The 15,876-nt window shown below is 41.2% G+C and carries 14 protein-coding genes and 2 tRNA genes; 11 read left to right on the top strand and 5 right to left on the bottom strand.

Translation table 11 applies throughout. The features are described from left to right. Positions 1-81 precede the first annotated feature (81 nt). The 3 genes from WH223_RS15510 to WH223_RS15500 form a co-directional block, all read right to left on the bottom strand. Positions 82-648: an NADPH-dependent FMN reductase gene (locus WH223_RS15510; protein WP_340048669.1), complete on the bottom strand. Its 567-nt coding sequence runs from the start codon at positions 646-648 to the stop codon at positions 82-84. Positions 649-729: 81 nt separating this feature from the next. Then, on the bottom strand, positions 730-1,461 hold the full coding sequence (locus WH223_RS15505; protein WP_340048668.1) for an AAA family ATPase: 732 nt from the start codon (positions 1,459-1,461) through the stop codon (positions 730-732). A 4-nt stretch (positions 1,462-1,465) separates the two neighbouring features. Then, positions 1,466-2,008 (bottom strand): GNAT family N-acetyltransferase, encoded by a 543-nt coding sequence (locus WH223_RS15500; protein WP_340048667.1) that lies wholly within the window; start codon positions 2,006-2,008, stop codon positions 1,466-1,468. A 242-nt stretch (positions 2,009-2,250) separates the two neighbouring features. Here WH223_RS15500 and pdxR point away from each other — a divergent pair, with 242 nt between their 5' ends. Both pdxR and WH223_RS15490 read left to right on the top strand, forming a co-directional pair. Further along, positions 2,251-3,684: a MocR-like pyridoxine biosynthesis transcription factor PdxR gene (gene pdxR / locus WH223_RS15495; RefSeq protein WP_340048666.1), complete on the top strand. Its 1,434-nt coding sequence runs from the start codon at positions 2,251-2,253 to the stop codon at positions 3,682-3,684. A 35-nt stretch (positions 3,685-3,719) separates the two neighbouring features. Next, on the top strand, positions 3,720-3,866 hold the full coding sequence (locus WH223_RS15490; protein ID WP_340048665.1) for a hypothetical protein: 147 nt from the start codon (positions 3,720-3,722) through the stop codon (positions 3,864-3,866). Between the two features lie 73 nt (positions 3,867-3,939). Here WH223_RS15490 and WH223_RS15485 read toward each other — a convergent pair whose 3' ends face one another. Then, positions 3,940-4,437, bottom strand: coding sequence for a GNAT family N-acetyltransferase (locus WH223_RS15485; RefSeq protein WP_340048664.1), 498 nt, complete (start codon positions 4,435-4,437; stop codon positions 3,940-3,942). A gap of 261 nt (positions 4,438-4,698) precedes the next feature. Between WH223_RS15485 and WH223_RS15480 the strand changes: the two genes are divergently transcribed. After that, positions 4,699-4,783, top strand: a tRNA-Ser gene (locus WH223_RS15480). A 602-nt stretch (positions 4,784-5,385) separates the two neighbouring features. On the opposite strand, the gene WH223_RS15475 is transcribed toward WH223_RS15480, so the two are convergent. Next, positions 5,386-5,772, bottom strand: coding sequence for a hypothetical protein (locus WH223_RS15475; RefSeq protein ID WP_340048663.1), 387 nt, complete (start codon positions 5,770-5,772; stop codon positions 5,386-5,388). 534 nt (positions 5,773-6,306) lie between these two features. Here WH223_RS15475 and WH223_RS15470 point away from each other — a divergent pair. The 8 genes from WH223_RS15470 to WH223_RS15435 all read left to right on the top strand — a co-directional run bounded on the left by WH223_RS15470 (position 6,307) and on the right by WH223_RS15435 (position 15,840). Then, entirely contained in the window at positions 6,307-6,849 is a 543-nt protein-coding gene (locus WH223_RS15470) for a hypothetical protein (RefSeq protein WP_340048662.1), read from the top strand. A 261-nt stretch (positions 6,850-7,110) separates the two neighbouring features. Next, a tRNA-Ser gene (locus WH223_RS15465) sits at positions 7,111-7,195 on the top strand. Positions 7,196-9,586: 2,391 nt separating this feature from the next. Beyond that, complete coding sequence (locus tag WH223_RS15460) at positions 9,587-10,198, top strand: TetR/AcrR family transcriptional regulator (RefSeq protein ID WP_340048661.1); 612 nt, start codon at positions 9,587-9,589, stop codon at positions 10,196-10,198. Beyond that, positions 10,185-11,480 carry a TolC family protein gene (locus WH223_RS15455; RefSeq protein WP_340048660.1) on the top strand — a complete coding sequence of 432 codons (1,296 nt, stop codon included), beginning with the start codon at positions 10,185-10,187 and terminating at the stop codon, positions 11,478-11,480. The genes WH223_RS15460 and WH223_RS15455 overlap by 14 nt, the downstream gene beginning before the upstream one ends. An 11-nt stretch (positions 11,481-11,491) precedes the next feature. Beyond that, positions 11,492-12,586: an HlyD family secretion protein gene (locus tag WH223_RS15450; RefSeq protein ID WP_340048659.1), complete on the top strand. Its 1,095-nt coding sequence runs from the start codon at positions 11,492-11,494 to the stop codon at positions 12,584-12,586. Between the two features lie 2 nt (positions 12,587-12,588). Further along, positions 12,589-14,172: an MDR family MFS transporter gene (locus WH223_RS15445; RefSeq protein ID WP_340048658.1), complete on the top strand. Its 1,584-nt coding sequence runs from the start codon at positions 12,589-12,591 to the stop codon at positions 14,170-14,172. Between the two features lie 517 nt (positions 14,173-14,689). Continuing rightward, positions 14,690-14,953 carry a hypothetical protein gene (locus WH223_RS15440; protein WP_340048657.1) on the top strand — a complete coding sequence of 88 codons (264 nt, stop codon included), beginning with the start codon at positions 14,690-14,692 and terminating at the stop codon, positions 14,951-14,953. A 71-nt stretch (positions 14,954-15,024) separates the two neighbouring features. Then, positions 15,025-15,840, top strand: coding sequence for a GLPGLI family protein (locus tag WH223_RS15435; RefSeq protein ID WP_340048656.1), 816 nt, complete (start codon positions 15,025-15,027; stop codon positions 15,838-15,840). The last annotated feature ends 36 nt before the right edge of the window (positions 15,841-15,876 follow it).

Here is a 15,876-nt window from a genome sequence, read left to right as displayed (position 1 = left end):
GACAAAACATAAACTCCACCAGCCTCAACAAGAACTGGTGGAGAAAAATTCTATCAAATGGAAAACGGAATTTTAAAAAATTTAAGCGCTAGTGCCATCTAGCTTAGTAAACCAAGCAATATAATCGTCTACCGCCTGCTGTAGGAAGCTTTCAATCTTACTATCGAGGAGCTTTCCTTCGGCATCAAAGTAGGTGGTCACATTGGCCAGATATACTTCAGGCTGCTGCATCGCATATACGTTGAGGAAAACTAGGCTTTGACGCAGGTGATGATTGGCACCAAAGCCGGAGAGATTGCCCGGCGAGTTGCTAAAGATTGCGGCGGCCTTGCCTCCCCACACATTTTCCCCATAGGGACGTGAAGCGATATCTAAAGCATTTTTAAGTACGGCGGGTACCGAACGATTATATTCGGGGGTGATGAAGATAAATCCATCGAGATCTTTTATTGTCTTGCGGAAAATAATATAGCTTTCAGGAACTTTATCGAGGTCATCAAAATCTTGATTATAAATGGGCAGGTCTTCTAAGGAGACCATTTTGAAGGTAAACCCTGATGGCGCCATCCCTAACAGGACTTTACCTATTTTTTTGGAGAAAGACTCTTTACGTAAACTTCCAGCAATGATACCTATTGTCTTAGCCATATCCTATGTTGTTTTATCTCAAGACAGCCATGTACTATCTAGAGATAAAACAACAAACAGGAACGCTTGTTTGCTTAATACTTACATAATTATCGCTGACTCTTCTTCTTTCACGAGCCGTGCTAACAAATTAGCTTTAAGCTGTGTGTAGATATCGTCTTTTGCCTCGGCATAAGACAAGCCATAGTTCCGTATAGTGGTTTGTGCGAGATCCGCAGGAAAGGTGGCGAGCAACTTATCGTAATAGATGTCTAATGCTTTAGAATCGGGCATCTCATAGCGAATACGTAGTTGGAAACGGCGCACTAATGCTTTATCTAAAACATCGATATGATTGGTCGCACAGATCAATAAGGTCTTTTCCGGAAGGTAGTCAATCAGCTGAATAAGGGTATTCACAAGGCGACGCATCTCGCCTACATCCTTATCTTCACTCCCTCGAGCCTTTCCAATTTGGTCAAACTCATCCAAAAATAAAATAGCTTTATCACGTGCTGCACGGTCGAAAATACCTTTTAGGTTTTGAGAGGTCTCCCCTATGCGCGCATTTACAATGGTGCTAAGGTTCAAGATGTATAAAGGCTTGCTTAGCTGCTTCGCTAGCGCTTTGGCCGTCATCGTCTTGCCGCAGCCGGAGCTTCCGTGCAGCAAAATCTTGTGATTAACGGGAAGCCCATATTCCTGCAAGGCATCAACAAAGCGTTGTTCCTTGATGAGCTGCTCGAGCTGCTTTTCATTCTCGGGGCTTATTACTAAGTCTTCCCATGCTACCTGCGACTTATCGACGATAAGCAAATCATTGGGGTGTATCATTTCGTTAATCCTGTTGACTCTTTAGCCAATCTTCTTTCTTAATGCTGTATTTAAAATTCAATCGTGATGCTTCGCCAACATAGGCAATCTCCTCTTCGCCAATCTTTTGGGCATGGAATTTTGCTATGGCTTTCTGCGATCGAAAATTGGTAGATCCGATATGAAAGTAAACCTGCGAAACATACTGAAAGGCATAGTTCAGCAGCAATGTTTTGACAGCTTTATTAATCCCTGTTCCCCAAGTGTTGGTACCAAAGAAGGTATAGCCCATAAATACGCTACTATCTTTTTCATCATACTCGTAATAACGCGTGCTCCCTAGAACGGCACCTGTTTGGGCATCCAATATCAAAAAAGCACCTTCACTATCCATCGCTCCTTCAAAGAAACGCTGAAATACAGGCTCCTGCCAACGTTCTTTATTAGGGTGTTGCTCCCATACTGCAGGATCGGAAGCTACTGCGTATAAGGCTTCAAAGTCGGCTGCTGTAAGTGGGCGAAGGATAACGCGGGTATCCTGTAAAGTGGGCTGTCTATTAAATTCCATAGCTTGCTGTTTTATACCGCTCAAAAGTAAGGCATTTGCATGAATTTGTTCCTACAGAAAGTAGGCCAGTTTTATGTTTTTTTACTAGTCCAGCGATACGCATTAGCGCCATACAATCGACGGTTAGCACGATAGCGTATTCAGGTAAGCTTGAAATATGGGCCTCCTAAAATCAAGGCCTAGCAGCTTTGGTTTTATTGGACTACCTTTGCTTGAGATAAACAGTAAAATAAACCATCCAGATGCTGAGACCGTGGACCCTAGAAATACCGATTGATTCGCAAGCGAAAAAGGCTATCTATCTGCAAATTGCGGATCGTTTAATTGAGGCTATCCAATCGGGGCGCCTACAGGCTGGCGACTCTTTGCCCGGAAGCAGACAGCTTGCGCAGCGGCTGAATGTAAATCGCAACACGGTGGTAGATGCCCTGGATCTCCTACTTTTTGAAGGCTGGCTTGTCAGCCAAGAGCGTAAAGGTACTTTTGTTGCTCCCCTACATACAAAGTTGCGTGCCAACCGTCATCCATCAGTAGCGGCAACTTCCGAGCTGGAGCAAGTTTCAGAACCCACAGACTATAGCACCTATATTGTGCTTGATGATGGTCATCCCGACAGTAAAATAGCGCCTATGGCGGCCTTAGGGCGTGCCTATCGTGAAATATTCAGCCGTAAGGGTAAGTGGCAGATGATGGGCTATGGCACTAGCTTGGGCGATGTAGGTTTTCGTGAGGCTATAGCGCAAATGCTCAATCAGCAACGCGGTATGCACCTGCATGCCGACACGCTATGCATCACCCGGGGGAGCCAGATGGCGATGTATCTCCTCGCCCACTGTTTACTGAAAAAGGGCGACGCCATTGTGGTTGAAAACCCAGGATACCATCCTGCTTGGCAGACCTTTGAGCATGCTGGTGCTACGCTTATCCCTATCCCTGTGGATGGTGAAGGCTTACGGGTAGATATCCTCGCGGAACAGCTGAAGACTAACAAAAAGATCAAAGCCGTATACTGCACGCCTCATCGGCAATATCCGAGCACGGTGAGCCTCAGCCTCGAGCGTCGCCATGCCTTGATAGCACTAGCCAATAGCTATGGTTTTACCCTTATTGAGGATGATTATGACAATGAATTTCATTTTGGCTACCGTCCGATTTTACCGTTATCTAGTTACGGCGCACTGAAAAACTACGTATACATAGGTACTTTGAGTAAGGTCCTTGCTCCTGCTGTACGTATCGGTTATTTAGCGAGCAATCAGCCTAAATTAATTGAAGCGGTGGCCGACCTACGCAAGATTATTGATGTGCAAAGCGACAGCATCATGGAACAAGCGCTCCTTGAGCTGATGAAAGATGGTACGCTGAAGCGCCATATACGGCGCACGAGCCTCCACTATAAAGCTAAAAGAGACGCTGTTGCTGCTCTTCTACAGGATAAGCTAAAGGATAAAGCAGACTTCCGCATTCCGGATGGCGGGTTGGCCTTTTGGGTGGTACCACACAAGGAGGTGAACTGGGAGCAGCTAACCCAGCAATTACTGGTTCGTGGCATCCGCTTGGCAGGCATCCAACAATACCAGGGTACAGGAATGGCGCTAGGCTTTCGCTTGGGATATGCTTCCTTAAGCATAGAGCATCTCGATGAAGGTATCAGCAGGTTGGCCGAGCTTCTATAGCATTTTAAAGAAGCCCCAGCCACGCGGACATTGTAATGCAAGAGTCTGGGCTGGGCTTCCGCTTGGCAGGCATCCAACAATACCAGGGTACAGGAATGGCGCTAGGCTTTCGCTTGGGATATGCTTCCTTAAGCATAGAGCATCTCGATGAAGGTATCAGCAGGTTGGCCGAGCTTCTATAGCATTTTAAAGAAGCCCCAGCCACGCGGACATTGTAATGCAAGAGTCTGGGCTGGGCTTCCGGGGACTATTATTTTATTTCCACCAGTGGTAGTAATTGTGTCCTCCATCGTACACAAAGCCACAACGTGGGTATAGGCTATTGCCAATGTCGTTTGTCTTTTCCGTTTCTAGCATCAACCCGCAGGCATCGGTTTCCTCACACCACACTTTACAGCGGTCTATCAGCTTGACGGAAATACCTAATCCGCGGTAATCGGCATCGACATACAAGTCGCTCAATAGCCACTGCTTCTCCAGTTTTATATAATGGTACAGCTCATACAGCTGCACAAAGCCTACTGCCTTATCCCCTACGTAGGCCAAGAAGATATGGGATTGGTTTGCTGCCAAGCGGTCTTTCAGAAAGGTACGTCCCTTTTCTAGATCGGAAGGCTGACGGTAAAATATACGGTACTTATCGAAAAGCATCGCGGCATCCTCCAAAGCTGTTAAATCTACTTTCACCAACCGGACGTCTTTCTTCGCTTGTTCTTCGCTGAGCGCTGGGCATAATTCTTTTTCTGTTTGCATAGTTGTTATTATTTGCCTCAAAAATCAGGCTTTATCGCTGGCGCTGGATGTCCCAGTTTTGGTAAAAGATGCTGGTCCACGAAATATTTTCACTTTTTTCAAGGCACGAAAGCTAATCTCTGCTACTGAAAAGGCATTATTTTCATTTTTTTTCTTCCTTTTTAAGGTCGCATAAAAATTAATCAGACTCATTTTCAAGCGCTAAAGCATCGCCCCCAAAATAAGTTTTGCAGATAAGGTTAGAATTTCTACTTTTGTGGCGGAGAGCTGGCAGAGTGGTCGAATGCGGCAGTCTTGAAAACTGTTAACTGTCACAGGTTCGGGGGTTCGAATCCCTCGCTCTCCGCAGAAAAATCCTTCATCGAAAGATGAGGGATTTTTTGCGTTTGCGAGGGTTCGAACCGAAGGAGGCTCAGGGTTGCGTGCGGGAATTGTGCGGCTGAGCCCATCCCGAGTGAATATCTACCAATCTGCTTTCCCCAGAAGAGGCCTTCTCAAAGAAGGGTTTTTGCGTTTGCGAGGGTTCGAACCTTGCGTGGGCCCGGGTTCGATCCGAAGGAGGCTCAGGGTTTGCGTGCGGGAATTGTGGGTCTGAGCCTATCCCGAGCGAGCTGCGTTTCTACAAATCTGCTCTCCGCAGAACTTGCAGTTGCGCTAATAGTCCTTAAATATCTCTTCGCGGTGTTCATCTATATAACGTTGCGGGTTAATGGTGTTATTGCGTATTAATCTTTCTAAACGATGCTTCGACAGGCTCAGCATGACAACTTGGGAAGGCTGGTGCAAGCTAATTCGAGTTTATACAATGACTTATTCAGCGTTGTAAACGCTATTCTCAAGCATCCTCGTTGCAAACGAGGACGATTTATAGCAATAACATATTTATCCTTATTATAACCTTGTTTCTGTAAAAATTAATTACACTTTTTTCCTACTATTTATCTTTTCTTAAATAATTCCAGGAGGATTATGTCCTAAGTACAGCTTATAAATTATCAGGTTTTTCTTATGTTTTCTTGGATATAGAATTATTGTTGATTTATTTTCTTTCTTAATCCAAAGGGCTTCTGGTATAGAATCTTTATGATAGTGCAGAAGTTTATGATTAAAGGAATGCTCAACAACGTATCCAGGGATTTTTCTAATATCATCAATTCCAATTTCTTGCTTATCTCTAATGTCATATAAGTAAATTGAAACACCAATACTATCCTTATGTATCACCTTACTATTGAACTCCTTCTTAGTATATTTGCCAAATACTTGCACATTTTTACTACCGGCACAACCTAGTGTAATAGCTAACAACAGCAATAACATATTTATCCTTTTCATAACCTTCTTTCTATAAAAATTAATTACACTTTTTCCCTTTGCTACCTGTACGATACTAATCTATAAGTCTGGTTCACAGAAAAAAGGAACATATAAGTTTTAGATTGGGCGTTTTCTATTAGGCAATATCGTGATATTTAAATAGATAAATGGTATAAAGCAAGAAGCTGACAACAAAAATTATGTCATTAAAAAAACAGGCCTATAGAATTCTACAACACTATTTTTTAGGTTTATTACCTTAAAAATTCAGAGATTAAATTCGAATAAAACTCACTGTTATATTATATTTAGTTTATGTACTTCGCGATAGGCATAAAATATCTCTATCAACAAAATAAAAGTTTAAGCAAATACTACTATTCTTCAGTACAGCAAGCAAGGGCAAGATAAAAAGTACACATCTTAACCATTTATAGATTATTTCCTACTATTTTTTAATTTTATCTATATTTAGCCATCTAAAAAAGCATCAAAAACATTTTTTTTCAAAGTTGAATCATACTTTTTGATGTTGTAAACAATTGCACCAAAATGAACGTAGACGTAAAGAAAAGTGTGTTAGCTTCTAAGAGCGACAAAGAATTAGAAGAATATCTTAAGGATGGAAACAGATTTGTTCCTAAATCCAATGAATATGCATTAGAAATTCTTAAATCAAGAGGAAAAAACTTCACAGATGAAGAAGTTGAAAGAATCATGCGTATGATTTCTAAAAAAAATGAAATAGAAGATGTTGTCATTCATGAGAATCACCTAAAAGCCGCTAAACTCATTTATCTCTATGCTGGACTGGCATGTATAAATCTAATTTTAAACTTCCAGCTTTTTAATAGTTTACTCGCAATAATAATATCTTTAGTCTTATTGGCTTTTATCGTGGGAACAGGATATTTAATAGGTAGAGGTTATGACTGGATAAAATATATTCTACCTATTTTTATAATTATTGGTGTTATAGAAATACCTGTCATTCTATTCAAGATTTCCAACTATGAAATAATTGGAATTATCCATTTAATCCAAGTGATTTTACTTTTTTATACTGCAGTTTTATTATTTAAAATCCATAAATAGTACATTTAATGTATACTCAAAAGATTTATCATTATGATAGATGATTCACATTAAATGAATATAATTTGAGAATTTTCATTCTTTACGCATTGCAATCTTAAAGAAAAACTTAGCTTACGGAGAAAATTCACATCTACTGAAAGAAGTTTATTAAATCATAACCTCCTTTATCCCCGCCCCTTACCTCTTTAAACGCTATAAATTTTAAAAAAATACGGTATTAAATTTGGATAAAAACGGTGTTTAACGTACTTTTGCAGCGGAGAGCTGGCAGAGTGGTCGAATGCGGCAGTCTTGAAAACTGTTAACTGTCACAGGTTCGGGGGTTCGAATCCCTCGCTCTCCGCAGAAAAGTCCTTCATCGAAAGATGAGGGACTTTTTGCGTTTGCGAGGGTTCGAACCTTGCGTGGGCCGGGGTTTGATCCGAAGGAGGCTCAGGGTTTGTGTGCGGGAATTGTGCGGCTGAGCCTATCCCGAGCGAGTCTCTACAGATTTGCGATCCGCAGAAGAGACCTTCCCTAAAAAGGGGTTTTTGCGTTTTCGAGGGTTCGAACCTTGCGTGGGCCGGGGTTCGATCCGAAGGAGGCTCAGGGTTTATGTGCGGGAATTGTGCGGCTGAGCCCATCCCGAGCGAGTATATACAAATCTACTCTCCGCAGAAAAGTCCTTCCCTAAGAAGGGTTTTTGCGTTTGCGAGGGTTCGAACCAGAAGTGGTGGCCGGGGTTCGATCCGAAGGAGGCTCAGGGTTTGTGTGCGGAAATTGTGCGGCTGAGCCCATCCCGAGCTAGCGTAGTTTTTTGTCGTTGATTCAGGTCGATTAGATTTTCTAAACGATACTTCGACAGGCTCAGCATGACAAATAGGAAGGTTGGTGCAAGCTAATTCGAGTTTATGCAATGCCTTACTCACTTATTCAGCGTTATAAACGCTGAACTCAAACATCCTCGTTGCAAACGAGGACGAGATTTTGATTATGCTTCGAAAGGCTCAGCATGACAACTTGGATAGAGGGAGTACAAAAGAAAGATATGTTCAAAACATGAATGACTTGCAGTTGCTAGAAAAAAGGCCTAGGCATCTGCTGCGTATAATCGTAGAGCAGTAAATTCCGCAAGAAGAAAACTTTGTCTGAGCGCAGCGAGTTAGTTTTGTTCCGGAATTTATAAGCGAAGATAGCAGCGTATGCCAGCCTTGATTTTTGCCACAATTTCATCAAGGAAAAGGGTGAAGCCTTGTCCTGGCTAAGGACACGCGCTATAATTAAGCAAAAGACCTTACTCAGCGTTGCAAACGCTATGCTCCAGCATCCTCGTTCCAAACGAGGACGATAGACGATAATAATATTCGACCCCGCTGGGGTCGTACCTCCGTTTAAACTAAGCTATAAACATGTCAATCCTCCGGATTGAATCCCTTTAAAAAAGCCTTACAAAAAAACAATAAACAGATGCCAGCGAGAGCGATATACCTAAAAGAGAATTAAAAGAAGGCAATCATTTACTTCCTAGATGCAAATGAGAACGATATATCTAAACAAGAATCGAAATATGCTAATAATTACCCTGGAGGGGTAACATCTTTATAGAAAATGGATGATTTATAAAACCGACCCCAGCGGGGTCGCATATAAATAGAGATTTCAAGAAATATTTCCAAACGATGCTTCGAGATATCATCCTGAGCCTGTCGAAGGGTTAGCATGACAATTTGGATAGGTCGTTGCAAAACAAAAAGATTTGCTTTGCTAGAAAAAAGGCCTAGGCATCTGCTGCGTAAAATCGTAGAGCAGTAAATTCCGCAAGAAGAAAATTCTGTTTGAGCGCAGCGAGTTAGTTTTGTTCCTGAATTTATAAGCGAAGATAGCAGCGTATGCCAGCCTTGATTTTTGCCACAATTTCATCAAGGAAAAGGGTGAAGCCTTGTCCTGGCTAAGGATAAGGGCTATAATTAACAAAAAGACTTCAATAAGCGTTGTAAACGCTATTCTCCGGCATCCTCGTTGCAAACGAGGGCGATAGACAGTGCAAATAAACCTTTCTAAACGATGCTTCGACAGGCTCAGCATGGCAACTTGGATAGAGGGAGTGCAAAAGAAAGATATGTTCAAAACATGAATGACTTGCTTTGCTAGAAAAAAGGCCTAGGCATCTGCTGCGTGAAATCGAAGCGCAGTAAATTCCGCAAGAAGAAAACTTTGTCTGAGCGCAGCGAGTTAGTTTTGTTCCGGAATTTATAAGCGAAGATAGCAGCGTATGCCAGCCTTGATCTTTGCCACAATTTCATCAAGGAAAAGGGTGAAGCCTTGTCCTGGCTAAGGATAAGGACTATAATTAACAAAAAGACTTCAATAAGCGTTGTAAACGCTATTCTCCGGCATCCTCGTTGCAAACGAGGACGATAGACAGTGCAAATAAACCTTTCTAAACGATGCTTCGACAGGCTAACATGACACCTTAAGAAGATTGATACAACCCCAACTAATACGTATACAGGAATAATTTTTCGTGTTTTGTGGAGTTCTCGCTACGCAAGCATTAAAAAAGTGCATAAAAGCACCAAAAACAAGGCCTTAACACCACTAAAAACCAACAGATTACAACACAAAAACAAACGGTTGCATCTACCTTTAATCGACGAATTTACATCTAAATGTAACTTTTTTTCATCCACAAAAACTAAACACTTGTTTAATTTAAACATTTGTTTAATTTTGCGCACTATTTAACAAAAAAGGAATGAATCAAAAACAGTTAGAAATACTCGACATCGCTGAAACCTTATTTGCTAAAAATGGGTTTGAAGGCACTTCAGTGCGTGATATCGCCAAGCTGGCGGGCATCAATGTCGCGATGATAAACTACTACTTTGAATCTAAGGAAAACCTCCTAGAGCTTATCGTTAAACGCAGTGCTCACGCCTATAAGTTGGTACCAGAGCAGTACAATACGGAGGAAGATTCCTTTAAACGATTAGACAAATTGATAGACCATTATATCGATTCAAAATTCGACAATAAGGATGTCTACCAACTGCTGTTTATGGAGGCAAAGATTAAAAAGCGGATTATCAATTCGACGGTCTTCAAGGAACTACGTAAGCACAATACACAGCTTATTAAAGAAGTTATCGACTATGGGTACGAAAGAGGTGATTTTCGGTACTACGACCCTATCCTTATTCATAGCACCATGATTGGCACCTTCATGAACTTTAAAATGAATAGATCTCTTTATGAGGAGCTTCTTGCGCTATCCCCTGATGAGGACTTCGATAAAATTCAAAAGGAACTACTTAGCAAACATCTGAAATTTACAATAAAAGCAATATTAACACATGAACATAAATAATTGGAGCATTGCTACGTGCATGCTACTTTTTTCGATGAACAGCTTCGCCCAAGATAAAAAGCAGCTGCGTTTGGAGGATGTGATGGAAATGGCTTACCACAATTCTAGCGACGCGAAAGTGATTGATTCAAAAGTGAAAGCACGTCAATTGGAATATGAGGCGTCGAAAGACGGCTATTTGCCTGATGCTAAATTATCGGGTACCTACCTCCTCTTGAATAGCCCAACAGTAGATCTTAAAATCCCAATGGAAGGCGGCGGCAAAATGCCAGATATCACAATGAATCAACTGTTTTTAGGGCAGCTATCGGTCAACATGCCGATCTACACAGGAGGAAAAATAAAGAACAATATCAAATCGGCCGAAGACAGCTGGAAATCGAGCGAGCTTCAAGCGGTTGCAGACAAGCAAAACTTAGCGATACAAGGCATGCATATATACATCGCCCTGTACAAAGCACAGCAAACGACACAGCTTATTGCGGAGAACATCAAAAAATCAGAACAGCAAGTTGTCGATTTCAAAGCCATGGAGGAAAATGGCGTCATCGCCAGAAATGACCTCTTAAAGGCGCAATTGCAGCTATCAAACTACAAAGTTTCCCACCAAGAAGCAGTTAAAAATGTCAAAGTATTAAGCTACCAATTGAGCGTATTACTCGGACTAGATGAAGACACCAACTATGACGCCATTAATCTAGCAGCAAATCCTTCCGCAGTCATATTATCTACCAACCCAAATGATCGTTACGAGATAAAATCTTTGGAGGCACAAAAAGACGTTGCCCAAGATCAGCTTAATGTGACTAAATCAGCCTACTACCCTACGGTAGTTGCCTCTGGTGGTTATGCCGCAATACAGATGCACAACCTCGTTACGGTGACTAATGCGGCTAATGTAGGTGTTGGAGTTTCCTATGATATCGGTGCGCTCTATAAGAATAAGAAAAAAATAAATATTGCGAAGCAGCATATTGAGGAGGTCAACCAAAATTTGACACAAGCGCAAGACAAGATTAAAACACAGATTCAATCGTCGCAACAAGAAGTGTTACTCGCTAAAGAGAAACAGAAGCTTTATCAAGAAGCTTGTGCGCAAGCGAATGAGAATTACAGAATCGTACAGGATAAATACAACAACGGAGTGGCAGATACAGACGACTTATTGGAGGCCGATGTACAACAACTTCAAAGTAAAATCAATTTAGCCATTGGTGACGCTACTATCGTAGAGAAATACTACGATTTACTATTAGCTAGTGGACAACTTCAATTAAAATAGTTCTAGAAATCATGGAAAATAATACAGAAATCAAAAAAACATCCAACAAAAAGTTCATTATTATCTTAGCTGCTGTAGTCCTTTTTGGAGGAGGATTTGGTGTCTATAAATACCTACACAGCCAAGCACATGAGACTACAGACGATGCACAAGTAGAAAGAAACTTGAACCCTATTATCCCACGTGTTGGTGGTTACATCGACAAGATTTACGTGAAGGACAATCAAATTGTGCATGCTGGCGACACGCTATTTACTATTCAGCAGGCAGACTACGCGGTACGTGTAGAAGAAGCACGTGCGGCCTTATTGATGGCGGAGAAATCATTTGAAGTATCCAAAGCAGATGTATCAGCGTCGCAAGCCAATGTAGCCATTTCTGATGCGACGATCCTCTCCAACACAGGAACAATCGAAGGATCAGAAATCAAATTGCAGCAGGCGAAAAATGACTATGAGCGCTATGCGAACCTCTACAAAAACCACTCGATTACAAAGCAACAATATGAGCAAGCATTAACCGCTAAATTGGAAGCTGAAAAGCAAGTGGATGTTTTAAAGCAACAACGTAATGCAAGTAGCTCACAGAAACAGGCGGTTATCAGCAAAACGAATGTAGCGAGCAAACAAATATCAGTATCGGAAGCTAATATAGAGAAAGCTAAAGCAGCTTTAAAAGCGGCGGAGTTAAACCTATCCTACACCGTTGTTACAGCAGCAGTAGACGGACAAGTTTCTAATATTAAGGTACAAGAAGGACAGATGATTAACCAAGGTCAGTCGTTGTTTTACATCATCAATATGAAAGATACTTGGGTGGTTGCGAACTTCAAAGAGACGCAGCTAAATAAGATTAGAATCGGTCAAAAAGTAGAGATTAAAGTTGATGCTTACCCTGATCATGCATTTGAAGGTGAAGTAGAATCATTCTCACCAGCTACAGGTTCACGTTTTTCTTTATTACCTCCAGATAATGCAACAGGTAACTTTGTGAAAACCGTACAACGTTTACCTGTGAAAATTATTCTTTCAGCATCTAATAAAGCGGAGCTTATTCAAATGTTACGTCCAGGAATGAACGTGGATGTAGACGTACATATTAAATAGTTATGGAAACACTGACCGGAAATGACAGTTTGGTCGAGTATGGCTTCAAACGTGCATTAATCACTTTTACCTGTATCCTTTGTGCGCTGCTGGAGATTGTCGATACGACAATTGTCAACGTAGCACTGAATGATATGAAAGGTACTTTGGGCGCTACGCTTACAGACGTTGCTTGGGTGATTACGGCTTATGCGATTGCCAATGTTATCGTTATCCCGATGACAAGCTGGTTATCGCAGCAATTTGGTAGAAGAAACTACTTTGCGGCTTCTATCATCATTTTCACTGTAGCTTCGTTCTTATGTGGTAATGCGACAAATATATGGGAGCTGGTAGCTTTCCGTTTTATTCAAGGAATGGGAGGCGGTGCCTTATTGGTAACGGCCCAAACCATCATGACAGAAACATATCCACCAGAAAAAAGAAGTATGGCGCAGGCCATCTACGGTATGGGTATTATCGTAGGTCCTACCCTTGGCCCACCATTGGGTGGCTACATTGTGGATCACTATTCATGGCCTTATATTTTTTATATCAACGTTCCTCTAGGTATTCTAGCGACATTGATGGCTATTTCACTGGTTAAAAGTCCACAATATGGCAATAAACAATCGGCTAAGGAGGTCGATTGGTGGGGCATGATTTTCTTGATTATGTTTATCGGTTCGCTACAGTTTGTTTTGGAACATGGACAGCAGGATGATTGGTTTGAAGACCCTACGATATTAATCTTATCTATTGTATCGTTCTTTGGTTTGTTCTTCTTTATTTGGCGGGAGCTCACTTATTCCAAGCCCATTGTCAACCTGCGGGTATTGAAGGATAAGAATTTGCAGATAGGTACGGTGATGAGCTTTATCCTAGGGTTTGGACTGTTTGGATCTACCTTCATCATCCCATTGTATACGCAATCTATCCTCGGATGGACAGCGACGGATGCCGGACTGCTCCTCATTCCGAGTTCGATTATGACGGGTATCATGATGCCTTTTATCGGTAAGATGATTCAGTCGGGTGTACCACAGAAATATATGGTGGCCTTGGGTCTCTGCATATTTTTTGGTTTCTCGTTCTTCATGTTTGGGCTTATCACCAACGATACGGGAGCGGAACATATGTTTTGGCCTTTAATCGTTCGCGGAGTCGGCCTAGGCTTGCTATTTGTGCCTATCATGACGCTATCTTTATCGACCCTTTCGGGTAAAGCTATTGGTGAGGGTGCATCCTTTACAGGTATGAGTAGACAATTGGGAGGTTCCTTTGGTATAGCCTTGATTACGACCTTTATTTCGAGGGATACACAGCACCACCGTGTTGACTTAATCTCGCATCTAGACCCATCAAAATTTGAGGTTCAGCAGCGTATTGCAGGCTTGCAGGCTACTTTTGAAGGTAAAGGATTCAGTCCGAATGAGGCATTAGCAAAAGCATATCAGCTTATTGAAGGATCAGTCATGAAGCAGGCGACCGTTTTATCATACATGGACGTATTCTTGTATTTAGGTATTATGTTCCTTATATGTGTACCTTTCGTCTTATTTATTAAGCAAGGTAAAAACAAAGTCGATGTGTCAAATATGCACTAATACTTATTTCATAAAACATAAAAAAGAGGCATCAGTTGAGGTGCCTCTTTTTTTGTTTTTATCCGATGGCAACCTGTAGCTAATTTTAACTACGGGTATTTGAAATATATTGTATTTAAAACCAGTTTTAAATACAATACGTATTTTATTCCCACAATAATCATAACCAAACCCACCATTTAACGACAACTAATCAAACACAAAAAACTAACTCACCAATACCCGACAAAAAGTTCACTCATCAAATAAGGAGCTTCTCGGCAACAGGTTTCCCAAGACAAGCGGCTTCTTATCAGCTAAAAAACAAGCTTAAAAGAATATTAGAACTGTATTTTATAAAACAGACAGTATAACGAATAAAAGAGTCGTAAAAATTACTACGGCACATTTCGAAGTTCTTGCACGAATAAATTCCTATCACGTCCCTCTCACAGACGCTTGTTCCTCATTTTTAAACCATAACTTACTTTAAGCTTGGCGTCTAACCAAAACTTAAGTATACCTAACAAACTTAACGATGATAAAAAAAATCTTTATTACTGTTGCAATTCTAGGAATCACAACAGCCACATTCGCAACAAACCCTACTAATTTCAAAGAGGATACAAATAATACCGCAGTAATCTCAACGAAGAAAAATAATAAAAAAAAGGAGGTTAAAAAAGAAGCGTCAATTAAAGAATGTACCATCACTGCTGATTGCGGCGACGGTACTACGGTAACAGCCAATGCCAAAGATTGCGCCACAGCAGGCGCTATGATTGATGCAGGCTGCAAATAAAACCTAACAAAACCCTTCGCCCATTACAGTACTGACGCCAAGCTTATTACCAAACACTAACGATTGAAATCATGAAAAAACTACCTATGCTAATTGCAATCCTACTATGGATGCATAATGCCGTTGCGCAAACTGGACTATTCGTATACACCAGTACGACCAACACTTCTTTTGCTGAAACGCCTGCTGAAGAACGCTATTTGGACGACCTTTATAATACTGGTTTTTTATATATTTTGAATGACTTCTCTATTTACAGGGAAAACATTAGTGATTCTATCATACTTAAGAAGTCAGAAAATAAAGGAGCCATCATTCGCAACAAAGTCGCTAAAGGGAAGCGCGACACGCTCGGTTCTTTATACTTAAAAGACCAGTCCAACACAAAGTGGCTAAGCCGTGTACATTCCTACGATAAAGAAAGTTTCTCTTTTATTGAGGAGCCCATATCGCAGATAAATTGGACCATGACTAATGAATCCAAGACTATTGGTTCACTCCAATGCTTTAAAGCTACTTGTACCGCCTTTGGAAGAAATTGGGAAGCTTGGTACGCTCCCGCTATTGCGCTTGCAGAGGGACCTTGGAAACTTCACGGTCTTCCTGGCTTAATCGTGGAAGCCCGAGACTCAGCAGGAAGATATTCCTTCAGCCTAAGTAAAATGGAATCACCCATAGAAATTTTGTTACAGCAGGAAGCTACAGCCTTAAAGGAGAAGCTTCAAAAGAGTCGATTTATGACTAAGCAAGCCTTTACAGCAGCCGAAGCAAAGAAAAAAGATGATGAAAAAAGAGGAAGAATGGCACGGATGGCCGCAGCTGTTAATGAGAATATTGCAAATATAAATGTCAAAATAGACTTCCCGGAAACCATTGAAAAGTACTAGTTATACGCACTTGATAATTTGTTTCACTGTTTATAT

The organism is Sphingobacterium sp. MYb382, assembly GCF_037572665.1.
Lineage (GTDB): Bacteria > Bacteroidota > Bacteroidia > Sphingobacteriales > Sphingobacteriaceae > Sphingobacterium.
Note: the sequence above shows the minus strand (reverse complement) of the source record. Positions and strands in the feature narration are given on the sequence as shown.